22 protein-coding genes are annotated in these 23,456 nt (G+C 64.0%); 9 read left to right on the top strand and 13 right to left on the bottom strand.

The features are described from left to right. Window positions 1–97: 97 nt before the first annotated feature. Both AC1RUR_RS05755 and AC1RUR_RS05750 read right to left on the bottom strand, forming a co-directional pair. Window positions 98–538, bottom strand: a complete 441-nt coding sequence (locus AC1RUR_RS05755; protein WP_492842399.1) for a flagellar basal body rod protein FlgC — start codon at window positions 536–538, stop codon at window positions 98–100. A gap of 117 nt (window positions 539–655) precedes the next feature. Further along, window positions 656–1,705, bottom strand: coding sequence for a hydroxyacid dehydrogenase (locus AC1RUR_RS05750; protein ID WP_492842122.1), 1,050 nt, complete (start codon window positions 1,703–1,705; stop codon window positions 656–658). 239 nt (window positions 1,706–1,944) lie between these two features. On the opposite strand from AC1RUR_RS05750, the gene AC1RUR_RS05745 reads away from it, so the two are divergent. The 3 genes from AC1RUR_RS05745 (at window position 1,945) to AC1RUR_RS05735 (ending at window position 3,571) form a co-directional block, all read left to right on the top strand. Further along, the gene (locus tag AC1RUR_RS05745) at window positions 1,945–2,511 is read left to right on the top strand and encodes a thiamine pyrophosphate-binding protein (protein WP_492842121.1); all 567 of its coding nucleotides are present in this window, start codon (window positions 1,945–1,947) and stop codon (window positions 2,509–2,511) included. Between the two features lie 8 nt (window positions 2,512–2,519). Beyond that, entirely contained in the window at window positions 2,520–3,116 is a 597-nt protein-coding gene (locus AC1RUR_RS05740; protein WP_492842120.1) for a thiamine pyrophosphate-dependent enzyme, read from the top strand. Between the two features lie 77 nt (window positions 3,117–3,193). Next, window positions 3,194–3,571 (top strand): VanZ family protein, encoded by a 378-nt coding sequence (locus AC1RUR_RS05735; RefSeq protein WP_492842119.1) that lies wholly within the window; start codon window positions 3,194–3,196, stop codon window positions 3,569–3,571. A gap of 39 nt (window positions 3,572–3,610) precedes the next feature. Here AC1RUR_RS05735 and AC1RUR_RS05730 read toward each other — a convergent pair whose 3' ends face one another. The 11 genes from AC1RUR_RS05730 to AC1RUR_RS05680 form a co-directional block, all read right to left on the bottom strand. Beyond that, window positions 3,611–3,994, bottom strand: coding sequence for a DUF1236 domain-containing protein (locus AC1RUR_RS05730; RefSeq protein WP_027546318.1), 384 nt, complete (start codon window positions 3,992–3,994; stop codon window positions 3,611–3,613). Window positions 3,995–4,106: 112 nt separating this feature from the next. Next, a complete protein-coding gene (locus AC1RUR_RS05725; RefSeq protein ID WP_492842118.1) occupies window positions 4,107–4,994 on the bottom strand; it encodes a 2-hydroxy-3-oxopropionate reductase in 888 nt (295 codons plus the stop codon). A gap of 207 nt (window positions 4,995–5,201) precedes the next feature. Further along, window positions 5,202–5,987, bottom strand: a complete 786-nt coding sequence (gene hyi, locus AC1RUR_RS05720; RefSeq protein ID WP_492842117.1) for a hydroxypyruvate isomerase — start codon at window positions 5,985–5,987, stop codon at window positions 5,202–5,204. Window positions 5,988–5,999: 12 nt separating this feature from the next. Then, the gene (gene gcl / locus AC1RUR_RS05715) at window positions 6,000–7,790 is read right to left on the bottom strand and encodes a glyoxylate carboligase (protein WP_492842116.1); all 1,791 of its coding nucleotides are present in this window, start codon (window positions 7,788–7,790) and stop codon (window positions 6,000–6,002) included. A 152-nt stretch (window positions 7,791–7,942) separates the two neighbouring features. Further along, the gene (locus AC1RUR_RS05710) at window positions 7,943–9,745 is read right to left on the bottom strand and encodes an adenine deaminase C-terminal domain-containing protein (protein ID WP_492842115.1); all 1,803 of its coding nucleotides are present in this window, start codon (window positions 9,743–9,745) and stop codon (window positions 7,943–7,945) included. An 85-nt stretch (window positions 9,746–9,830) separates the two neighbouring features. Continuing rightward, window positions 9,831–10,631 (bottom strand): NYN domain-containing protein, encoded by an 801-nt coding sequence (locus AC1RUR_RS05705; RefSeq protein ID WP_492842114.1) that lies wholly within the window; start codon window positions 10,629–10,631, stop codon window positions 9,831–9,833. Between the two features lie 50 nt (window positions 10,632–10,681). After that, the gene (locus AC1RUR_RS05700; RefSeq protein ID WP_492842113.1) at window positions 10,682–12,181 is read right to left on the bottom strand and encodes a tripartite tricarboxylate transporter permease; all 1,500 of its coding nucleotides are present in this window, start codon (window positions 12,179–12,181) and stop codon (window positions 10,682–10,684) included. Then, on the bottom strand, window positions 12,181–12,678 hold the full coding sequence (locus AC1RUR_RS05695; RefSeq protein ID WP_492842112.1) for a tripartite tricarboxylate transporter TctB family protein: 498 nt from the start codon (window positions 12,676–12,678) through the stop codon (window positions 12,181–12,183). The genes AC1RUR_RS05700 and AC1RUR_RS05695 overlap by 1 nt, the downstream gene beginning before the upstream one ends. Then, window positions 12,675–13,643: a Bug family tripartite tricarboxylate transporter substrate binding protein gene (locus AC1RUR_RS05690; protein ID WP_492842111.1), complete on the bottom strand. Its 969-nt coding sequence runs from the start codon at window positions 13,641–13,643 to the stop codon at window positions 12,675–12,677. Before AC1RUR_RS05690 ends, AC1RUR_RS05695 begins: the two co-directional genes overlap by 4 nt. Before the next feature lie 105 nt (window positions 13,644–13,748). Continuing rightward, a complete protein-coding gene (locus tag AC1RUR_RS05685; protein ID WP_492842110.1) occupies window positions 13,749–14,591 on the bottom strand; it encodes an IclR family transcriptional regulator in 843 nt (280 codons plus the stop codon). A 90-nt stretch (window positions 14,592–14,681) separates the two neighbouring features. Then, window positions 14,682–16,811, bottom strand: a complete 2,130-nt coding sequence (locus AC1RUR_RS05680) for an acetate--CoA ligase family protein (RefSeq protein WP_492842109.1) — start codon at window positions 16,809–16,811, stop codon at window positions 14,682–14,684. A gap of 350 nt (window positions 16,812–17,161) precedes the next feature. On the opposite strand from AC1RUR_RS05680, the gene AC1RUR_RS05675 reads away from it, so the two are divergent. The 6 genes from AC1RUR_RS05675 (at window position 17,162) to AC1RUR_RS05650 (ending at window position 23,437) form a co-directional block, all read left to right on the top strand. After that, window positions 17,162–17,854: a GntR family transcriptional regulator gene (locus AC1RUR_RS05675; RefSeq protein ID WP_162137408.1), complete on the top strand. Its 693-nt coding sequence runs from the start codon at window positions 17,162–17,164 to the stop codon at window positions 17,852–17,854. 74 nt (window positions 17,855–17,928) lie between these two features. Next, on the top strand, window positions 17,929–19,662 hold the full coding sequence (gene oxc / locus AC1RUR_RS05670; protein ID WP_492842108.1) for an oxalyl-CoA decarboxylase: 1,734 nt from the start codon (window positions 17,929–17,931) through the stop codon (window positions 19,660–19,662). Window positions 19,663–19,728: 66 nt separating this feature from the next. Continuing rightward, a complete protein-coding gene (frc, locus tag AC1RUR_RS05665) occupies window positions 19,729–21,006 on the top strand; it encodes a formyl-CoA transferase (RefSeq protein WP_492842107.1) in 1,278 nt (425 codons plus the stop codon). A gap of 482 nt (window positions 21,007–21,488) precedes the next feature. Then, window positions 21,489–21,917 (top strand): hypothetical protein, encoded by a 429-nt coding sequence (locus AC1RUR_RS05660; RefSeq protein ID WP_492842106.1) that lies wholly within the window; start codon window positions 21,489–21,491, stop codon window positions 21,915–21,917. 499 nt (window positions 21,918–22,416) lie between these two features. Next, window positions 22,417–23,019 carry an SEL1-like repeat protein gene (locus AC1RUR_RS05655; RefSeq protein ID WP_492842105.1) on the top strand — a complete coding sequence of 201 codons (603 nt, stop codon included), beginning with the start codon at window positions 22,417–22,419 and terminating at the stop codon, window positions 23,017–23,019. An 85-nt stretch (window positions 23,020–23,104) separates the two neighbouring features. Beyond that, window positions 23,105–23,437, top strand: a complete 333-nt coding sequence (locus tag AC1RUR_RS05650) for a hypothetical protein (RefSeq protein ID WP_492842104.1) — start codon at window positions 23,105–23,107, stop codon at window positions 23,435–23,437. Window positions 23,438–23,456 lie beyond the last annotated feature (19 nt).

The raw sequence follows: 23,456 nt of genomic DNA, 5'->3' as shown, positions 1-23,456 counted from the left end.
GATCTTTCAGCTACCCCGCCCTAGGTCAGGGTCGCGCCGCCAGACATGAGCCCGAGGAAGGCGCGCGCGACACGGGCGCACAAACCGACCTCAGCCGTCACGTCGTGATATCGAGCAGCGACTCCGTCGTCTCCGAGTAGGCCTGAATGACCTTCGCATTGGCAATGAAGCTGTATTTTGCGGTCGCCAGTTCGACGAATTCGCTGGCGAGATCGACATTCGGCGCTGCGACCAGGCCGTCCTGGTTCGCGAAGGGAGCGCCTGGGTCGGATTGTGCGGTAAAGCTCGGCGAGACCGTCGACACGGTCGCAACCGTACCGCCCGGCGTCGAGCCGCTCGATTGAGAGACCTGATCGACTCGCAACGGCACATAGGCGGCCGGAAACGTCGGAGCAATGCCCGAACCGGCCGGTGTGCTCGATCCGCCTGATGCCGGGAGCGGGCCGGTCGTGCTGACGTTGGCGATGTTGCTCGCGGCTACGTTCACGCGCAAACTCGCCGCAGAAAGTCCGGATGTGGCAATTGAAAGTATGCTCATGCCCTCCGATCTACAGGACAAGACATACGTGTTCATTCACGCCATCGGTAAAATCCGCCGTTTTCTGTTTTCATCCTCGTAACCAACGATCGGAGCGCGATAAGACTTCGCGCACCCCTACCCCGGCGTGACGCCAAAGGCCTGCTTGAAGCGCTCGGCATAGCGCGGCCAGACTTCGGGATTGATGATGCGCGACGGGCGCTTGCCGTCGAGTGTCTCCAGCACCTGCTCGGCGGCGATGCGGCCCATGTTCTGGCGCGCTTCGGTCGTCACGCCCGCCGTATGCGGGCTCGCCAGCACGTTGTCGAACTGGAGCAGCGGATGCTCCGGCGGCGGCGGCTCCTTGGACCAGACGTCGAGACCGGCACCGGCAATGCGCTTGTCGCGCAACGCCTGGAGCAGCGCGTCCTCGTCGTGGATGAAGCCGCGCGCCGTGGTGATGAAGTACGCATGCGGCTGCATCAGCGCGAATTCGCGCACGCTGATCATGTTGCGGCTGCCCTTGTTGAGCGGGCACGAGATCGAGACGAAATCGGCGCGCCGCAAGAGCTCGTCCAGCTCGACCTTCTCCCCGCCCCGCTCGGCCATCACCTCGGCCGACAAATACGGGTCATAAGCCAGCACCTTCATGCCGAGCAGGCCCTTGCACAGCGCGGCGATGCGGCGGCCGACATTGCCGAGGCCGACGATGCCGACGGTCTTGTGCTCGACCTCGTTGCCGACCAGCTCGTTGCGATTGACGTCGCGCTCCCGGCGCAAGCGGCGGTCGGACTGGATGATGCGCTTGGACAGCGTCAGCATCATCGCCAGCGCATGCTCGGCGACCGAATGAGCGTTGCCGCCGGACTGGTTGACGACCAGTACGCCCGCATCCGTGCAGGCCTCGGCGTCGACGGGGTCGAAGCCGGCGCCATTGCTGGAGACGAGCAGCAGGTTCGGCGTGCGCTTCAGGAAGGCGGCATCGACATGGAAATGGGGCGCGAGTTCGTCGCGGGCGGCGCCGATCTGGTAGACATGGGCCGCGCTCAGGATCGGCGCATAGAAATCTTCAGGGCTTGCGTTCTCGATGCGATCGAGCCGGACGTCGGGCCGCGCCTTCAGGATGTCGATATAGATCGGATTGGCCAGATAATTGGAGTAGACGACACGCTTGCTATTGACCGACATCAGGACCCTTCCGGCTCTCCAGGGATCAGCCGAGGCCGGCGCGACGCGCGCCCCCTCCGTGCTTCCTCCCATTCTTTCTTTGCCCCCATATGACATGGCGGTGTCGGCCGCGGCAGGCCGCCTGGCGCAGATCACGATGCAGGCCCGGACATGTTGACAATCCCGCTGCCTGCGTCAAGGTCGGCAGACCGCCGCGACGGCCACTACCAAGAAGCATGCGCGGCTCGAGGGAGAACGCAATGGCGATTGCGGAACAGCAGACTACGCCCCAGGCAGCACAGGGGTCCAGCGACAAGAGCTGGCATAGCATCGTCCTGCAAACCCTGAAGCGGAACGAGATCAGCCTGATCCCTTACGTGCCCGACCGGGTGCTGACGCCGCTGATCAAGAACCTGCACGCCGATCCCTTCTTCACGACCTTTGCCACCGCCCGCGAAGAAGAAGCCGTCGGCATCGTCTCCGGCGCCTGGATGGGCGGACGGCGGGCTGCGGTGCTGATGCAGACCTCCGGGTTTGCGACGCTGGCCAACGTGCTGGCCTCGCTCGCGGTGCCCTACCAGATCCCGCTGATCATGTTCGTCTCCGAACGCGGCACGCTCGGCGAGTTCAACTACGGCCAGTCGCTGGTCTGCCGCACCATGCGCCCGGTGCTGGATTCGCTGGCGCTGGAGCACCACACCATCACCCGGCTGGACGAGCTCGAATTCATCGCCGACCGCTCGATCAAGCAGGCCGTCACCACCCAGGCGCCGGTGGCGCTGATCCTCAACCCGCTGCTCACCGGCGGCAAGACGTTCGACAAGTGAGCCCGGCCATGAACACGCGCAACACCAAGGTCATGAACCGCTTCGACGTGACCTCGCGCCTGATCGCAAAGCTCAAGCACGAGGAAGCCGTGATCGGCGGCATCGGCAACACCAATTTCGACCTCTGGGCCGCCGGTCACCGCCCGCAGAATTTCTACATGCTCGGCAGCATGGGCCTCGCCTTCCCGATCGCGCTCGGCGTGGCGCTGGCGCAGCCCGAGCGCCGTGTGTTCGCGCTCGAAGGCGACGGCTCGCTGCTGATGCAGCTCGGCGCGCTCTCGACGATCGCGGCATTGAAACCCAAAAACCTCATCATGATCGTGATGGACAATGGCATCTACCAGATCACCGGCGCGCAGCCGACGCCGGCGGCCGCCGTCGCTGACATCGTCGCGATCGCCGCCGGCTCGGGCCTAGCCAACAGCGCCTGGGCCGCGGACGAGGAGGATTTCGAGCGCCTGGTCGACGAGGCCATGTCGGCCTCCGAGCCCAGCCTGATCGCGGTCCGCATCGACGACAAGCCCGGCGTCGGCACCACAAGGCGCGATCCCGTGCAGATCCGGGAGCGTTTCATGCACGGCCTCGGCGTGCGCGAGCCACTTTAACGTTTCGTCATTAACTACACGGCGATCTGATCCGCAGCCCGCCGCTGGACGCTGCAAAACCGTGCTACGCGGTGCGGATGTCCATTTTGGTTCGCGCCTTTGCCTGGCTGCTCGCCGCCGCCGTGACCTTCTCGACGCTTGGTCCGCCCGGCCTGCGTCCGCATTCCGACCTCGGCCAGGACGGCGAGCATGCGCTCGCCTTCGTTCTGATCGGGCTGGCCTTCGGCTTCGCCTACCGGCAGCGACGCCTGGCAGTGGCGGCCATCTCGGTGGTCCTGATCGGCCTGCTCGAGCTGATGCAGTTCTGGGCGCCGGGGCGTCATGCCCGGCTGGAGGATTTTCTGGTCGATGCCGCCACAGCCTGTGTCGGCTTTGCGTTCGCAGCCGCAGCCGATTGGGTCGTGACACGCCTCCGCCCGAGCGTATCCGTCACGAGCGAAGGCCCCGCGGAGTGACGCTCCGCAGGGCCTGATTTCACGCAACGCCTATGTCGATCAGTCGATGATCTTGACGACGCGGCGCGTGCGCGGCTCGACGATGACGCGGCGATCGTTCACGACCGCATAGCGATACTCGGTGTAGTTCGGCACGGGACGCAGCACCACGGTCGGGGGCAGCGGCTCGCCAACCACGACGCGCTCGTGGATCACGACGGAGTCATCGCGCGGAATTCCGCCCAGGATCGCATTGGGGATTTCCAGGCCGGCGCCGACGGCCGCACCGACGGTGCCGCCGACCATCGCGCCGACCGGACCGCCGATATCGCCGCCCGCACGCGCGCCATCCCTGGCGCCCTGTTCGGTCGTCGACTGGGCAAAGGCTGCGCTCGACGCCAGCAGCGACACGGCAGCCAGTGAAATCGCAAGACGGGTTTTCATGTTCACACTCTCCAGTGATTGTTCTGCGCCTTCAACCGCGGGGGTGGACCATTGTTCCGGTTCCCGCGCGACGAAAGACACGCCAAATCCGAAGAGTGTTACTGCGTAACACTTATGCCGCGGCGATCTCGTGGCCCGCCATCAGTTCCAGCGCGCGCACCATCGCCGAATGATCCCAGCCCTTGCCGCCATGCGCGGTGCAGGACGAGAACAATTGCTGCGCCACCGCCGTGCTCGGCAGCGACAGGCCGAGCGCACGCGCGCCTTCGAGCGCGAGATTGAGATCCTTCTGGTGCAGCTCGATGCGGAAGCCGGGATCGAAATTGCGCTTCACCATGCGCTCGCCATGCACTTCGAGAATCCGCGAGGACGCAAAGCCGCCCATCAGCGCCTTGCGCACCAGCGCGGGGTTCGCCCCGGCCTTCGACGCGAACAACAGCGCTTCGCTCACCGCCTCGATCGTCAGGGCGACAATGATCTGGTTGGCGACCTTCGTGGTCTGGCCGTCGCCATTGGCGCCGACATGGGTGACGTTCTTGCCCATCTTGTCGAAGATCGGCTTCATGGTGCCAAAGGCGCGCTCGGGTCCGCCGACCATGATGGTGAGGCTCGCCGCCTTGGCGCCGACCTCCCCGCCCGACACCGGCGCGTCGAGATAGTCCGCGCCCAGCGCCTCGATCTTCCTGGCGAACTCCTTGGTCGCCAGCGGCGAGATCGAGCTCATGTCGACGACGATCTTGCCCTTCGAGATGCCGCTCGCGACGCCGTCCTTGCCGAACAGCACCGCCTCCACATGCGGCGTATCCGGCACCATGATGATGACGGCATCCGCCTCCTCCGCGACCTCCTTTGCTGACTTGCAGGCGATGCCGCCCGCGGAAATCAGCTCAGGCGCGACCGGTGCGACGTCATGCAGGAGCACGCGATGGCCCGCGGCCAGAAGATGGCCGGCCATTGGCCGTCCCATGGTGCCAAGTCCGATGAAGCCGATGTCGATCATGGTTCAACCTTCTCTAGTTGCATAAGCGAAGTTCATCCGCGGGCTCGCTGCACCTCTCCCGCTTGCGGGAGAGGTCGGCGCGAAGCGCCGGGTGAGGGCTTTCTCCGCTTTGGGATTTTCACGGTGCACCTCAGCAGCCCCATCGCGGAGACACCCTCTCCCCAGCCCTCTCCCGCAAGCGGGAGGGGAGCGCACCGGCGCTGTGTCTCAGGTCTCGAACGTCTGCGCCGCGTGCCAGGACAGGCCTTCCAGCGTCGTGGTGCGCGGCTTGTATTCGCAGCCGATCCAGCCGCGATAGCCGATTGCGTCAAGGTGGCGGAACAGGAAGGGATAGTTGATCTCGCCGGTGCCCGGCTCATGGCGGCCGGGATTGTCGGCAAGCTGGATGTGGGCGATCTGCGGCAGATATTCCTGCATGGTGCGGGCGAGATCGCCCTCCATGATCTGCATGTGGTAGATGTCGTACTGGATGAACAGATTGTTCGACCGCACCTCCGAGATGAGCTGCACCGCCTGCTCGGTGCCGTTGAGATAGAAGCCGGGAATGTCGAGCGTGTTGATCGGTTCGATCAGCAGCTTGATGTTCTCCCGCGCCAGCGTCGAGGCCGCAAAGCGCAGATTGCCGACCAGCGTCTCCTGAAGCTCACGTGGATCGGCATCGACAGGCGCGATACCGACCAGGCAGTTGAGCTGCTCACAATCGAGCGCCTTGGCATAGTCGATGGCGCGGAACACGCCGTCGCGGAACTCGCTGACGCGATCGGGCAGGATCGCGATGCCGCGCTCGCCCGCGGCCCAGTTGCCGGCCGGCAGATTGTGCAGCACCTGCGTCAGCCCATGACCCTCGAGCTGCTCGCGCAGCTGCGCCTTGTCGAAATCATAGGGAAAGAGATATTCGACCCCGGCAAAGCCCGCCGCCTTCGCCGCGGCGAAGCGGTCGAGGAACGGCATCTCGTTGAAGAGCATGGTGAGGTTGGCGGCGAATTTCGGCATGATGCAATCTCCTTATTCCGCCGGCTGCAGCACGCCGGGCCGCTTGGTTCCGACTTCGTCCAGCGGCAAATCCAACACCTCCTCGAACTCGACGATGTTGTCGATCTCCGTCCCCATCGCGATGTTGGTGACGCGTTCGAGAATGAACTCGACCACCACGGGCACACGGTGCTTCGCCATCAATTCGCGGGCGGTCGCGAACGCGGCCTGCGAGTCTCTGGGGTCGGTGACGCGGATCGCCTTGCAGCCGAGACCTTCGGCGACGGCGACATGGTCGACGCCGTAACCGCCGAGCTCGGGTGCATTGATGTTCTCGAAGGAGAGCTGGACGTGATAGTCCATGTCGAAGCCGCGCTGGGCCTGGCGGATCAGGCCGAGATAGGAGTTGTTCACGACGACGTGGATGTAGGGCAGATTGAACTGCGCGCCGACCGCGAGCTCCTCGATCAGGAACTGGAAGTCGTAGTCGCCCGACAGCGCGACGATGTCGCGGTCAGGGCACGCCGCGCGCACGCCGAGTGCGGCCGGCAGCGTCCAGCCGAGCGGCCCGGCCTGCCCCGCATTGATCCAGTTGCGCGGCTTGTAGACGCCGAGAAACTGCGCGCCTGCGATCTGCGACAGGCCGATCACGGTGACGTAAGTGGTGTCACGGCCAAAGGCCTTGTTCATCTCCTCATAGACGCGCTGCGGCTTGATCGGGACGTTGTCGAAATGGCTCTTGCGCAGCATCGTCTTCTTGCGATCGCGGCAGGCGGCGGGCCACGCCTGGCGCTCGCGGAGCCTACCCGACCGGCGCCACTCCCTGGCGACGGTGACGAAAAGCTCGAGCGCGGCCTTGGCGTCCGAGACGATGCCGAGATCGGGATTGAACACCCGGCCAATCTGGGTCGGCTCGATATCGACATGCACGAAGGTGCGGCCCTTGGTGTAGGTCTCGATCGAACCGGTGTGCCGGTTGGCCCAGCGGTTGCCGATGCCGAGCACGAAATCGGATTCGAGCATCGTGGCGTTGCCGTAGCGATGGCTGGTCTGAAGACCGACCATGCCGGCCATCAGCACGTGATCGTCGGGGATCGCGCCCCATCCCATCAGCGTCGGCACGACGGGCACATTTGCGATCTCGGCGAACTCGACCAACAGGTCCGAGGCGTCGGCGTTGATGACGCCGCCGCCTGCCACGATCAGCGGCCGCTCGGCGGCGTTGAGCATCTCCAGCGCCTTCTCGACCTGTTTTCGCGTCGCGGCTGGCTTGTAGACCGGCAGCGGCTCATAGGTCTCGTCGTCGAACTCGATCTCGGCGAGCTGCACGTCGAGCGGCATGTCGATCAGCACAGGCCCTGGCCGCCCCGAGCGCATCACATGAAACGCCTGGCTGAACACGCGCGGCACCAGCGCCGGCTCGCGCACCGTCACCGCCCATTTGGTCACGGGCTTTGCGATCGACTCGATGTCGACGGCCTGAAAGTCCTCCTTGTAGAGCCGTGCCCGCGGCGCCTGCCCGGTGATGCAGAGGATCGGAATGGAATCGGCGATCGCCGAATAAAGCCCGGTGATCATGTCGGTGCCGGCCGGTCCCGACGTGCCGATACAGACGCCGATATTGCCGGCCTTGGCACGCGTATAGCCCTCCGCCATGTGGGAAGCGCCCTCGACGTGGCGCGCCAGGATGTGGCGGATCGAGCCGCGCTTCTTCAGCGCCGAGTAAAGCGGATTGATCGCGGCCCCGGGAACACCGAAGGCGGTCGAGATGCCTTCCTTCTCCAAAATTCGCACGGCCGCATCGATAGCTCGCATCTTCGCCATATCGGACCTCGCTCAAGTTGCGTCAGCGAGCGAGATCATCGGGCGCGCAGAAGCTGATCTCAACGAGATCGATTTTATTTTCCACGATGCGGCAGCCGTGGAAAAATCGTGGCGGTCTCAAGCGGTTAGATCGAGATATCAGTGAAAGCCGATCACTCGAATAACGGCGCCAGCTCCATCTGCGGCACCAGCACGAGGCCCTTGTCGGTGATGCGAATTTCCGGAATGACCGATAGCGGAATCAGATTGAAGCCCATGTAGGGGATGGTGCAGCCGGCTTCCGCCCATTCCTTCTTCAGCACCTTGACCTCTTCGGCCACTTCGGTGACGCGCTTGTCGGACAGGAGTCCGGCGATCGGCAGCGGGACCAGCGCCCTCACTTTGCCGTCGGCGACGACGCAGACCGCTCCCTGCTGCGCTTTGATGGCCGCGATCGCCACCTGCATGTCGGCCTCGTTGGTACCGGCGACGATGATGTTGTGGCTGTCATGTCCGACGCTCGAGGCCACGGCGCCGCGCTTCAGGCCAAAATCCTTGAGCAGACCATAGGCGACATTGCCGGCCGACTTGCCGTGGCGCTCGACCACCGTGACGAAGCACAGACCGTAGCGCGCGAACAGCGTCGGCCAGTCCGTGGCGGGCTCGATTGCAACCTTCTCATGGATCAGCGTGATGCCGGGTAGCGCCGTCTTGATGGCGTTGACGGTGCAGGCTTTCGCCGGCAGCCCCGGCGTCAGCGTCATCTTCTCCGGCAGCTTCACGGTCGCATAGGCCGCCTTCGGATATTGATAGCGCTGCGACAGCGCCTGATCGAGACGCGGTGTGATCTTGCGGTTCTCCACCACCAGCTCGCCGCCATACCAAGTCGATTGCGGCTTGAGATTGTCGTCCATCAGGACGAGATCGGCGCGGCGGCCGCCGCCGAGACCGCCAATATCGCCTTCCATGCCGAAGCGCGTGGCGCCATGCAGCGAGCCCATCGACCAGGCCTGCTCCGGCGACATCCCGGCTTTCACGGCCTCGCGCACCACCCAGTCGAGGCCGAACAGGAGGAGATCGTCGGCATCGCGATCGTCGGTGCACACGGCGGTGCGCTTGTGCGAGGCGCCGAGCTCGGTGATCGTGCGGATGGCCTGCGGCAGCGAGTGCCAGGGCGTGGTCGGCGGTCCCCCGCGCAGGAACACCCAGACGCCGGCATCGAGCAGATCGTCGGCGATGTCGCGGTCGATCGCTTCATGCGTGTCGGTGACGCCGCTCGCCGCATAGGCCGCGACGAATTCGCGGCCGTAGACGTGGCCGGACACCGGGCGTCCGCGCTTCAAGGCGGCGGCGAGGATGGCGTGGCTGCGCTCGTCACCCATCGTCACAGGCACGAAATCCATCTTCTCGCCGAGCGCGACCGCTTCCGGCCAGCGGTCGAACAGGCCGGCGATCTTGTCGGGCGTGAGGTCGCCGCCCGCGGTCTCCAATTCCGCCGATGTCGCCGGCACCGTCGACGGCACGGTCAAGAAGATCGAAAGCGGCGCCTCGCGCGCGTCCTCCAGCATCGCCTCGACGCCGGCGACGTCCATGACGTTGCCGATCTCGTGGCTATCGCAGAAGATCGTGGTGGTGCCGTTGAGGAGCGCAGCCTCGGCATAGGCGCAAGCCGTCACCATCGAGGATTCGATGTGGATGTGCGGATCGACCAGCCCCGGCGCGACAATGCCGCCGGCCGCGTCGTAGAGCGCAACGTCACTCCAAGCCTTCTTCGCTGTTCCGGCAGGCTTGACCGCGGCGACACGGCCGCCCGTGATCCAGACCTCGCGGTTCGCGTGGATGCGCTCCGAATAGGTCGAGAGCACCCGGGCACCCGTGACGACGAGATCCGGCGCGACGCGCGCGGAGGCGACATCGGCGAGACGCCGGGTCATCGCATGCAGCGGTGCGACGGCGAAGCGGGTGAGTTTGGTCATTGGGACCCTCGCATGGCGTTACAGCCCAGCGATGGTTACGCCCCGCGCCATGGCGGGCAAGCGCAAATATAACGGCAGGCCCTGCTTACGCCTTAGGCGCCGAGCCGCCTGCCGCCCCCGCCCTTGCAGGCCTGCGCGGGTTCCGCCGTCGCGGCGGTGCTGCGGCAGCCGGCTTGACCCGAATTCGGATCGAGCGACCGTTCGATTCATCGATCTCGAACGAATTCGTCTTTCGCACGAGGTCGCTCAGCTTGCGGGAGCCGTAGGTTCTTGAATCGAAATCGGGGGCGAGGTTGGTCAGCCCTTTTCCGACCTCCCCGAGAGAAACCCATCCATCTTCGCTTTCCATCTGGGCGATGACCTTCTTGATCATGGGGATGGCAGCGTCAGGGGGTTGAAGTAGCGGCGACCTCGAGGCGGTATCCTGATTGTTCGCCGTCCCGGCAAGCAGGTTCTCGGTGTAGACGAACCTTCGGCAGGCCTGCCTGAAGCTTTCAGGCGTCTTCTGCTCGCCGAACCCGAAGACATCGACGCCCTGTTCCCGGATGCGAGCGGCCAGACGCGTAAAGTCGCTGTCGGATGACACCAGGCAGAAACCGTCGAACCGGCCGCTGTGAAGCAGGTCCATGGCGTCGATGACCAGGGTTATGTCGGACGCGTTCTTTCCGGTCGTATAGGCGAACTGCTGCTGCGGGATGATGGCGTGCTTCGACAGGATGTCGGCCCAGCCCTTGGACCGCGAGCTGGAGAAGTCGCCATAGATGCGGCGAACGCTGGCCTCGCCGATCTTGGCAATCTCCTCGAACAGGCCGTCCGCAATTTTTGCGGAGGCGTTGTCGGCATCGATCAGGACGGCAAGGCGGGGCGAGCGAAGTTCCGACGGCATGGCGTTTCCTCAACGAGCTGGACACAGCGTTCAAGGACGCGCCGGGACGGCTAGTCTTCGTTCGCCTTGAAGCGTCCCATCCCCTTCAGCACGAACGGGGCCAGCAGCGCAACCAGCGCAATGCCGAGCAGCGTCGCCGAGATCGGGCTCTGGAGCAGCGTCATGGGATCGCCGAGGCTGATCGCGAGCGCCCGGCGCAACTGGCTCTCGGCGATCGGACCGAGGATCAAGCCGACGACGACCGGCGCGATCGGAAAATCGAACCGGCGCATCAGGAAGCCGAGCACGCCGAAGCCGGCCAGCATCGACAATTCGACCACCGACGGCTTGGCCGCGATGGTGCCCATGGTCGCAAAGACGAGAATGCCGGCATAGAGCCAGGGCTGCGGGATCGCGAGCAGCCGCACCCACAGGCCAACCAGCGGCAGGTTGAGCACCAGCAGCATGCAATTGGCGATGAAAAGACTCGCGATCAGGCCCCAGACCAGATCGGGCCGCTCGGCGAACAGCAGCGGCCCCGGGTTGAGGCCGTATTGCTGGAAGCCCGCCAGCATCATCGCGGCCGTCGCCGAGGTCGGCAATCCCAGTGTCAGGAGCGGCACCAGCGTGCCGGCGGCCGAAGCATTGTTGGCGGCCTCCGGTCCCGCGACGCCTTCGATCGCACCCTTGCCGAATTCTTCGGGATACCTGGTCAGCCGTTTCTCGGTCGAATAGGACAGGAAGGTCGGGATCTCCGCGCCGCCCGCGGGCAGCGCGCCGATCGGGAAGCCGAACATGGTGCCGCGCAGCCACGGCTTCCACGACCGCTTCCAGTCTTCCTTTGTCATCCACAGCGAGCCGCGCACCGGCTCCAGCTTCTCCTCGGTGTGGTGGCGGCGCGATGCGACGTAGAGCGCCTCGCCGACCGCAAACAGGCCAACCGCAAGCGTCGTCACCTCGACGCCGTCGAGCAGCTCGGGGACACCGAACGCGAGCCGCGCCTGACCGGTCAGCTTGTCGATGCCGACGAGCCCCAGCGTCAGGCCGATGAACAGGCTGGTGAGGCCGCGGATCGGGGAATCGCCGAAGGTCGCCGATACCGTGACGAAGGCGACGCACATCAACGCGAAGTAATCCTCAGGGCCGAAGCGCACGGCGAAATCGACCAGCCACGGCGCGAGAAAGGCGAGCCCGATGGTGGCGATGGTGCCGGCGACGAAAGACCCGATCGCGGAGGTCGCAAGCGCCGGCCCGCCGCGGCCGGCCTTGGCCATCTTGTTGCCTTCGAGCGCGGTCGCCATCGAGGCGCTCTCGCCGGGCGTGTTGATCAGGATCGCGGTGGTCGAGCCACCATACATGCCGCCATAATAGATGCCGGCAAACATGATCAGCGAGCCGCCGGGATCGAGCTTGTAGGTGACAGGCAGCAGTAGCGCGACCGTCAACGCCGGGCCGATGCCGGGCAGCACGCCCACGGCCGTGCCGAGGAACACACCGATCAGCGCATAAAGCAGATTCATCGGCTGGACGGCGACCGCCATGCCATGCGCCAGCGCGGCAAAGGTGTCCATCACAGCAGTCGCTCCAGCGGGCCGGCGGGGAGGCTCAGCGTCAACAGCCGGTCGAACGCGAGATAGATGAGAGTGGACATCACGAGCGCGATGATGCTGTCGACGAGGACGGCCCGGCGTCCGAAGGCGGCTGAGGTCGTGACGAACAGCGCCGACGTCGCCAGGATGAAGCCGCCGCCGAAGCCGATGATGGCGATCAGCAGCGCAAGGCCGGCGAGGATCAAGACAACCGGCACAGGATCGGCGCTCTCGCGCGCCGGCAGGTTGCCGCGCAGCGCGTCGATGAAATTGCCGATCGCGAGCAGTGCGAGGCCGGTCGCGATCACCACCGGCATTGCCTCCGGTCCCATCCCGTACATCGTGGTGGATTGCAGGCCGCGTGCGTCCCAGACCAGCACCGCGGCGAGACCTGCGAGCAAGGCGGCGATGGCGATGCCGGCGCGATCGACGCGCCGCGGCGGCTGGGCGGGATCGCCAGACGCGTGATCCTGGGTCATGACTTGACCAGGCCGACCGATTTCAGCACGTCGGTGACGCGCACGGTCTCCTTCTTCAGGAAGTCGGCGAAAGCGTCACCGCCGAGATAGGCGTCCTCCCAGCCCTTCTGCTTGAGGATCTCCTTCCAGGCGTCCGACTTCACCATCTTCTCGACGGCATCGCTCAAGGTCTTGCGCTGCTCCGGCGTGATTCCGGGAGGCGCGACCACCGAACGCCAGTTGGCGATGACGAGGTCGATGCCCTGTTCCTTGAAGGTCGGGATGTCGCTGCCGGCGATGCGCTTCTCCGAAGTCACCCCGATCGCGCGCAGCTTGCCGGACTTGATCTGGCCGTCATATTCGCTCATCCCCGAAATGCCCGCGGTGACCTTGCCGCCGAGGATCGCCGCCAGTGACTCGCCGCCGCCGGAGAACGGGATGTAGTTGATCTTCTTCGCATCGGCGCCGACGGCGCCGGCGAACAAGGCCGCCATCACATGGTCGACGCCGCCGGCCGAGCCGCCGGCAAAGGTCACCTTGGCGATATCGGCCTTCACCGCGGCCGCCAGATCCTGCGCGGTCTTGATCGGCGAATTCGCGGGCACCACGATCACCTGGATCTCTTCGGTGAGGCGGGCAATCGGCGTCACCTGCTCGAGCGTCACCGGCGACTTGTTCATGGCGAGCGCACCCACCATGACGAAGCCGTTGACCATCATCTGGTTGCCGTCGCCCTTGGCGCCGTTGACGAACTGCGCGATGCCGACGCTGCCGCCGGCGCCTGGAACGTTGGTGACCTGCACGCTGCGCGCGACGCCGGAAGCGACCAGCGCCTGCTGCATCGAGCGCGCGGTCTGATCCCAGCCACCGCCGGGAGCCGCCGGCGCCATCAGCTTGAGCTCGAGCTGCTGGGCAAAGGCAGGCGTCGCTGCCGCGAGGGTCAGCGCGACGGCTGCGCCGGCAAGGCGCGCGGGAAATTGGAACATGAGGACGCTCTCCAGGCTCGTGCGGATGCTTGCCGCATTGTGTCGTTTGGTCGCATATCAACCAAAACGGCCGAGGCTGTCCAGCGACATCCCCCGAGGGGCCGGTCAGCTGGACGCCGGCATCACCCCGCCGAGTGCAATGGTCAGTTCGCCGGCAACTTCGCGCACGATCTGGCCGATTTCCGGCAACCTGTCGTCGGTCAGGCGGCTGGTCATGCCGGAGACGGAAATCGCCGCCAGCGGCTCGGCGCAGTCGTTGTAGACGACTGCGGCAATACAGCGCAGGCCCATGCAGGCCTCCTCATCGTCGATCGCAAAGCCCTGCTTGCGGATTTTTTCGAGCTCCTTGAACAGGTCGCTCGGCCGCACGATCGACTTCTCGGTCAGGCGCGGCATGCCATGATGGCGGATGACGGCGCCAACGTCGTCGTCGGAATAGGTTGCAAGCACCGCCTTGCCGACGCCTGACGTCACCATGGCGACACGGCCGCCGACCTGGGTCAGCGAGCGCATGATCTCGCGGCTCTCCATGCGGGTGAGCACGATGATGAATTCGTCGTCGACCACGGCGAGATTGGCGGTCTCGCGGGTGAGATCACGCAGCTTGCGCAAATAAGGAATGGCCTGGGTGGAGAAATTGCGGCGCCGCGCAAAGCTGGCGCCGACCGTGAAGCCGCGCACGCCGACATGCCATTTGGATTCGGCCCGGTCGAACTGAACGAAGCGGCGACTTTCCAGCGTTGCCAGCAGGCGGTGGACGGTGGAGGCCGACAGGCCTGTGCGCACGGCGAGGTCGCTGAGGCGATAGCCCTCGTCGTCCTCGGAGAGCGTTTCGAGGATCGATAGCGCGCGGTCCACCGACTGCACGCCGCCGTCACGTGCGTCGTGGTCGGCCTCCGATGGCGATCGAGGCTCGAGAGATTTACGCCGGATCACGTTCTTGCCCATCGCGACCTGACTGTTCTCACCTCTCCCCGCGCTTGTCCGCCGAAGCCTCGGCGAAGGCCGATGCGGGAAGAGGTGAAGGTCTTCGTCGTCTCAGAGCAGCCCTGCCCCGCGCGCCCACTTGTACTTGGCGCCGAGCACCTCGACCGGCAGTTCGGTCGAATAGGCGTAGGCCGGGATGCCGTTCTGGTAGAGATATTCGGCGGCTTCCTCGACCTCGACGTCGCCGGCGAGCGAGGCCACGATCGGCTTCACGAAGCCCTTGGCCTCCATCTCCTTCTTCACCTCGACCATGTTGCGGGCGAACACCATCGGCGGCGTGACGATGGTGTGCCAGTAGCCGAGGATCAACGAATGGATCCGCTCGTCCGACAGGCCGAGCTTTACCGTGTTGACATAGGTGATCGGCGGCTCGCCACCGGTGATATCCACAGGATTTCCGGCCGCTCCGAACGGCGGGATGAACTTGCGGAAGGCCGCATCCAGATCGGGCGGCATCGACATCAGCGACAGGCCGTTGTCGACGCAGGAGTCCGACAGCAGCACGCCCGAGCCGCCGGCACCTGTGATGATCAGCACGTTCTCGCCCTTCGGCGTCGGCAGCACCGGCACGCCGCGGGCGAATTCGAGCAGTTGCCGCAGGCTGCGGGCGCGGATCACGCCGGACTGCGCCAGCACGTCCTCGTAGATCTTGTCGTTGCCGGCGAGCGCGCCGGTGTGCGAGGACGCCGCCTTGGCACCGGCCGAAGTGCGCCCGGCCTTGAGCACGACGACCGGCTTCTTCTTGGAGACGCGCTTGGCGGCTTCCGCGAAGGCGCGGCCATCCTTGAGATCCTCGCAGTGCTGCGCGATCAAATTGGTGTTCGGGTCCTGCTCGAAGAAGGCGAGCAGATCGTCCTCGTCGATATCCGACTTGTTGCCGAGGCCGACGATCGCGGAGACGCCCATCTTGGCCGAGCGCGAGAAGCCGATGATGGCCATGCCGATGCCGCCCGACTGCGACGACAGCGCCGCGTGGCCCTTGACGTCGTAGGCGGTGCAGAAGGTCGCGCAGAGATTGGCCGGCGTATAGTAGAAGCCGTAGATGTTCGGCCCCATCAGGCGGATGTCGTACTTCTTGCCGACCTCGACGATCTCGGCCTGCAGCTCCGGCGCGCCGGCTTCAGCGAAGCCCGACGGAATCAGCACCGCACCCGGGATTTTCTTCTCACCGCATTCGGTCAGCGCAGCTGCGACGAACTTCGCGGGGATCGCGAACACGGCGGTGTCGATCACACCGGGCACGTCCTTGACGCTCTTGTAGGCCTTGTAGCCGAGGATCTCGGTCGCCTTGGGATGGATCGGATAGATGTCGCCCTTGTAGCCGCCGTTGATGAGGTTCTTCATCACGGAGTTGCCGATCTTGCCGTCCTCGGCGGAGGCGCCGACCACGGCGACCGCCTTCGGCTGCATGATGCGGCTCATCGCCGCGACGATCTCTTCGGTCGGGCGCGGCTTCGGCTTGGGCACATAAGCGAAGTCGACGACGATGCGCACGTCGGCCGCGATCGCGCTCTTCGCCGTCGCGAACACCGGGTTGAGGTCGAGCTCGACGATTTCAGGGAAATCGGTGACGAGCTGCGAGACCTTGACGATGACATCGGCGAGCGCCGTGCGGTTCACCGCCTCGCCGCCGCGCACGCCCTTCAGGATCTCATGGGCCTGGATGCCGTCGAGCATCGACAGCGCGTCTTCCCTGGTCGCAGGCGCGAGGCGGAACGTGATGTCCTTCAGCACCTCGACCAGCACGCCGCCGAGACCGAAAGCGACCAGCTTGCCGAACGAGCCGTCGGTGATCGAGCCGACGATGACTTCGGTGCCGCCGGCCAGCATCTGCTGCACCTGGACGCCCTCGATCTTGGCGTCGGCCTTGTACTTCCTGGCGTTGCCGAGAATGGTCTCGTACGCCTTTTCGGCGTCTTCAGCCGTCTTGAGGCCGACGATGACGCCGCCGGCTTCGGTCTTGTGGAGAATGTCGGGCGAGACGATCTTCATCACGACCGGGAAGCCCATCGAAGAGGCCATCTTGCCGGCTTCGCCCGCCGACTTGGCCACGCCCTCCTTCGGCACCGGAATGCCATAGGCGTCGCAGACCAGCTTGCCTTCCGGCGCCGTCAGGCTGGTGCGGTTGTCCGCCTTGACCTGGTCGAGCACCTTGCGGACGGCATCTTTGGAATTGGACATGTGGCTTCTCCCTTGACCTGGTTCGTTCTTTGCAAAGCGCGCGCATGGTTAGCGGCTGCCCATGATGCTTGCCATTCGCCGCGCTCTGTTCCATGCGGCGGAACGGAGTGGCATAACGCCCGAGATTGCTCCGCCGCCTTGGATCAAAAATGGCTGGCGATGGCATTTGGTATGCCAGAAGCCAATTTGTCAAGCTGATGCACTGCCTAGAATGCCGCAAAAAATAGCCAGCTTGACATTCTGGCATGTGGTATGCCAAAAACTTTCCCGTTAATAATCCTGTAAAAGACGACTCCCACTGGAGGAGATTCGTCGTGTCACTGCGGAAACCAACCAAGGCGTTGCCGAACATGGCCGAGGCAGATATCGCAATCGTTCGTATTGCCCCGGAGAGCAGCTTCAAGAACAAGGCGTATGACGCCTTGAAAGAAGCCATCCTCAAGATGGACATCTACTCGACGCCCGAGCCGGTGATGCTCGACGAGCGCGCGCTGTCCGAGCGCCTGGGTGTCAGCCGCACGCCGATCCGCGAAGCCATCGCCATGCTGGAGCAGGACGGTTTCGTGAAGACGGTTCCGCGCCGCGGCATCATGGTGGTGCGCAGGACCAAGAGCGAGATCGTCGACATGATCCGCGCCTGGGCGGCGCTGGAGAGCATGGCGGCCCGCCTCATCACCACCACCGCACGCAAGAAAGACATCACGGCGCTGCGCGACTATTTCAAGGACTTCGGCAAGGACCGCCTGCCCGAGGATCACGTCGAGGAATATTCGCGCGCCAACATCGCCTTCCACCAGGCGCTGATCTCGCTGTCGGAATCCCCGGTGCTGGTCGATCTCACCAACGACCTCCTGCTGCACGTGCGCGGCTATCGTCAGCTGACCATCGGACGCAAGGACCGCACCGCGACCTCGCTGCCCGAGCATCTCGGCATGATCGAAGCCCTCGAAGCGCGCGACACCGAGCTCGCCGAGAAGCGCGCCCGCGACCACACCCTTGGCCTTGCCGCGTACGTCGAAGCGCACGGCCAGGAACTCTTCTAGCAACGTTCACCAGAAGGGCGAAACATTCGCCCGCGAAGCCTAAACGGCATATTGAGACCAGGGAGACAAGGCCCATGCTGAACACCGCGACCAAGTCCGAGGCACCGGGCACCGAGCAGGAATTGACGGATGGCTTCCATCTCGTCATCGACGCGCTCAAGCTGAACGGCATCAACACCATCTATAATGTGCCGGGCATCCCGATCACGGATTTGGGCCGCATGGCGCAGGCCGCCGGCATTCGCGTGATCTCCTTCCGCCACGAGCAGAACGCCGGTTACGCCGCAGGCATCGCCGGCTACCTCACCAAGAAGCCCGGCGTCTGCCTCACGGTCTCGGCGCCCGGCTTCCTCAACGGCCTCACCGCGCTCGCGCACGCCACCACCAACTGCTACCCGATGATCCTGGTCTCGGGCTCCTCCGAGCGCGAGATCGTCGACCTCCAGCAGGGCGACTACGAGGAGATGGACCAGCTCGCGATCGCCAAGCCGCTGTGCAAGGCGGCCTATCGCGTGCTGCACGCCCAGGACATCGGCATCGGTTTTGCCCGCGCCATCCGCGCCGCGGTCTCGGGCCGTCCAGGCGGCGTCTATCTCGACCTGCCGGCAAAGCTGTTCGGCCAGGTGATGAACGCCGAGGCCGGCCAGAAGTCGCTGGTCAAGGTGATTGATGCAGCGCCCGCGCAGCTCCCCTCGCCTGCTTCCGTCAAGCGCGCGCTCGACGTGCTCAAGAGCGCAAAGCGCCCGCTCATCATCCTCGGCAAGGGCGCGGCCTACGCGCAGGCCGATGAAGAAATCAAGACGTTCGTCGAGAAGAGCGGCGTGCCGTTCCTGCCGATGAGCATGGCGAAGGGCCTGCTCCCCGACACCCATCCGCAATGCGCCGGCGCGGCCCGCTCGACGGTGCTGAAAGAGTCCGACGTCGTCATGCTGATCGGCGCGCGGCTGAACTGGCTGCTCTCGCACGGCAAGGGCAAGAGCTGGGGCGAAGCGCCCAAGAAGTTCATCCAGGTCGACATCGAGCCCAGGGAAATGGACTCCAACGTCGAGATCGTCGCGCCCGTCGTCGGCGACATCGGCTCGGTCGTCTCGGCCTTCAACCAGGCGATCGGCACGGGCTGGACTGCGCCGCCGGCCGAATGGACAAAGGCCATCGTGTCCAAGCGCGACGAGAACGTCGCGAAGATGGCGCCGAAGCTGATGAACAACAAGTCGCCGATGGACTATCACGGCGCGCTCGGCGTGCTGAAGAACGTCATCAAGGATCATCCCGAGGCGATCCTCGTCAACGAAGGTGCCAACACGCTCGACCTCGCCCGCGGCGTCATCGACATGTATCGTCCGCGCAAGCGTCTCGACGTCGGCACCTGGGGTGTGATGGGCATCGGCATGGGCCAGGCGATTGCCGCAGCCCTCGAGACCGGCCATCCCGTGCTCGCGGTGGAAGGCGACAGCGCGTTCGGCTTCTCCGGCATGGAGGTCGAGACCATCTGCCGCTACAACCTTCCGATCTGCGTCGTCATCTTCAACAATGACGGCATCTATCGCGGCACCGACGTCAACAGTGTCAACGCCGATCCCGCGACGACCGTGTTCGTCAAGGGCGCGCGCTACGACAAGATGATGGAAGCCTTCGGCGGCGTCGGCGTGAATGCCAGCTCGCCCGACGAGCTCAAGCGCGCCGTCAACGAGGCGATGGCCTCGGGCAAGCCGACGCTCATCAACGCGGTGATCGATCCGGCCGCAGGCTCGGAGAGCGGCCGCATCGGCAATCTCAATCCGCAGAGCGTTCTGCAGAAGAAAAAGTAAGTCCTCCCCTTCAACCCTTTATTCCCTGCCGGGTGCAGGGGCAGACAGAGTATACGGAGCAACACGATGACCAAAGCGCTCACGGGCGTTCGCATTCTCGACTTCACCCACGTTCAATCAGGACCGACCTGCACGCAGCTGCTCGCCTGGTTCGGTGCCGACGTGATCAAGGTTGAACGCCCGGGCGTGGGTGACATTACCCGCGGCCAGTTGCAGGACATCCCGAACGTGGACAGCCTGTATTTCACCATGCTGAACCACAACAAGCGCTCGATCACGCTCGACACCAAGAACCCCAAGGGCAAGGAAGTCCTCACCGAGTTGATCAAGAAGTGCGACGTGCTGGTGGAGAACTTCGGCCCCGGCGTGCTCGACCGCATGGGCTTCCCCTGGGAGAAGATCCAGGCGATCAACCCGAAGATGATCGTCGCCTCGATCAAGGGCTTTGGCCCCGGCCCCTACGAAGACTGCAAGGTCTACGAGAACGTCGCGCAGTGCACCGGTGGCGCCGCCTCCACCACCGGCTTCCGTGACGGCCTGCCGCTCGTCACCGGCGCGCAGATCGGCGACAGCGGCACCGGCCTGCATCTGGCGCTCGGCATCGTCACCGCGCTCTATCAGCGCACGCATTCGGGCAAGGGCCAGCGCGTCACGGCTGCGATGCAGGACGGCGTGCTCAACCTCGCCCGCGTCAAGCTGCGCGACCAGCAGCGCCTCGAGCGCGGTCCGCTCAAGGAGTACAGCCAGTTCGGCGAAGGCATTCCGTTCGGCGATGCCGTGCCGCGCGCCGGCAACGATTCCGGCGGCGGCCAGCCCGGCCGCATCCTGAAGTGCAAGGGTTTCGAGACCGATCCGAACGCCTACATCTACTTCATCACCCAGGCTCCGGTCTGGGAGAAGATCTGCGACGTGATCGGCGAGCCCTCCTGGAAGACCGATCCGAACTACGCCAAGCCGGCCGCGCGCCTGCCGCGCCTGAACGAGATCTTCGCCCGCATCGAGCAGTGGACGATGACCAAGACCAAGTTCGAGGCGATGGAGATCCTCAACAAGGACGACATCCCCTGCGGCCCGATCCTGTCGATGAAGGAGATCGCCGAGGACCAGTCGCTGCGCGCGACCGGCACCGTGGTCGAGGTCGACCACCCCACCCGCGGCAAGTACATCTCGGTCGGCAACCCGATCAAGCTGTCGGACTCTCCGAGCGACGTGGAGCGCTCCCCGCTGCTCGGCGAGCATACCGACGAGATCCTGCGCTCCGTGCTCGGCTTCTCGGACCACCAGGTCGCCGAGATCCACAAGTCCGGCGCGCTCGACCCGCCGCAGAAGCAGGCCGCTGAGTAAGCGGCACTACCACCAGTGGACACGAAAGGGCCGCCCATCGAGGCGGCCCTTTTTGCATGAGAATGCCGCTGGGGTGCGGGCTCAAACTAAAAACTTAAAAACAACCCCATGCACAGTAGCCAACCCCTTGGCCTCAAAATCAATTTCGTATTTTTCGAATTTCCTGTTGACGCGTCGGGCAAAACACGGGTATCAATCCATACTGGCCCAACTCGCAAGACGCCTGCGATCTCCCTGATGAAGAGCATTCCGACGCGACCGCGCATTTGGACGGATATCCGCAAACAGATCGGGAGACGCCCACCCCAATGAAAAAGGCATTGGGAGTGAAGATCATTGCCACGATTGGGGCCGTCCTCCTGGCGGCGGCAGACCAAGCGATGAGGATCGCGGAAAGTCTCGATCGCCGGAACCCGGAGATCCGCCGATCCTCAGGGGACCGAACGTCCCGCCGCCATGATTAAAAATATATGCGAGGCACCATGAAGATCGATTGGACGATCGACAGCACAGGCCAGATGAGAGGCTTTAGCTATCACGATGGGAGTTTGGAAGCACTTGAATGGGTCAAGAAGCGTTATATTCGTATGAGGATTGCGACCGTCGATGGATCCATCACCGTGGTCGAATTGTGTGACCTTGATACCGTCGCGCTGCAGCTATGGGAGGGAGCGATCATTTCCGATCTCTTCGCGTGGCCCATCGACGCCGTGCCAGAGGCGCAATGGAATACGAACGATGGTGCATGGCACGTCTTGCTCTCCGGACGAGCTGGCCGTTCAGATCGAAGGTCTGCGGCTGCTGAAATCGTGAAACGAAAACCAACGGCGTTTCTGGTTCAAGTGCTCACATCATACGGCGGCACCATGGCCGTTGTCTGCGAGTCGATCAATGTTTCGAAGGAATCTTAGCAACGTGAAGGGCGGCCTAACTATCGCCGACACTTCTTCCACTGGCGGAAATCCATCGGCGCCGTGGAGGATTTTGCCGGTAGTCCAACAGGCCTGGAAGTCGCATTGACAGATCTTGTCGACGACTCCAGTCTTCGAGAACTGATCGGGCTGTTGACCAGGTATGGCCCCGGCCCCGACACGAAGTGGTTGCGGAGGCTTCGCACGCAGCATAACGAAGGTTGGTTTGCTTGCGAGCGGATGTTTTGGCACGAAGCGCGTATGCGCTTCAGCGCCTTGAAGACGTCGAAACGACGAACCTGGATATCGGCATCGTGATGAATGGACCGCTGTCCAAGTCGATAACTCTCGATCGCGCGCTTGTTGCAGAATTGGGCAGATACGGAATCTCGATTTCGGTCACTGCCTATCCGCCCCAACTGACTAAACCTCCGGGGGGAGGTAAAGGTCCTACACCTCCAGAGCCGCCAGCACCTCCACCCAGTCCACCCATTAGTCGATGATTGATTCTGGTACGATGGTTGTGAAGGATTCCTTCGGACGCGATCGGGTCATCGATCGCATCCCCTTGCCTTTACATGGGGTGAATTGCATGGTCAGAGAAAACAAGATTGAAGAATACCGCCAAAGGGCGGATCGCGGTGATACCGATGCTCTGTATTTATTGGCTTGGGAGTATTACAGGGGGGAGGTAGTCACCAAAGACGTTGGCACGGCAATCGCGCTATTTCGGCAGTTGGAGGAAACGCAGCCGTTACTGGCGCGGTTTAACATTGCGAAGATAAAGTATGCGGAAGGCGATAATTCTTTGGTTGACGATATTCGAGCGGATTGCGCCGCTGGATTTGGGCCGTCCCTTTACCTTATGGGGTCGTACTCGCTGAAGAAAGTGGGAGGGAAAAGCGGCCGGGCAAGTGCAATCGGATACTATAGCGCGGCAGCACAGAATGGACATTGGCCTTCGGAGTTTCAGGTATGGCGACTTAGCAAGCTGGGTTTTCGGCAACGTCTTGCAACAGCCATTCCCGCGTTTCGGGCCCTCCATCGTGTGCTCGCCGCCAGATGGCGCAATGAAAGCCAAGATCACCATACTCTGATATGAGCCGGCCCTCTGACTTTACACCTGCGGCTGAGGCGACGGGAACTATGGCAACGGGCCTGGGTGGCACAAGAAGCGTTATATTCGCATGAGGATTGCGACCGTCGATGGATCCATCACCGTGGTCGAATTGTGCGACCTTGATACCGTCGCGCTGCAGCTATGGGAGGGAGCGATCATTTCCGATCTCTTCGCTTGGCCCATCGACGCCGTGCCAGAGGCGCAATGGAATACGAACGATGGTGCATGGCACGTCTTGCTCTCCGGACGAGCTGGCCGTTCAGATCAAAGGCCTGCGGCGGCTGAAATCGTGAAACGAAAACCAACGGCATTTCTGGTTCAAGTGCTCACATCATATGGCGGCACCATGGCCGTTGTCTGCGAGTCGATCAATGTTTCGAAGGCACCCTTAGCAACATGAAGGGCGGCCCAACTATGGC

This window comes from Bradyrhizobium sp. GW821-FHT12B03, assembly GCF_058807535.1.
The sequence above is the reverse complement of the archived record's forward strand: the minus strand, read 5'-3'. Positions and strand labels throughout refer to the sequence as shown.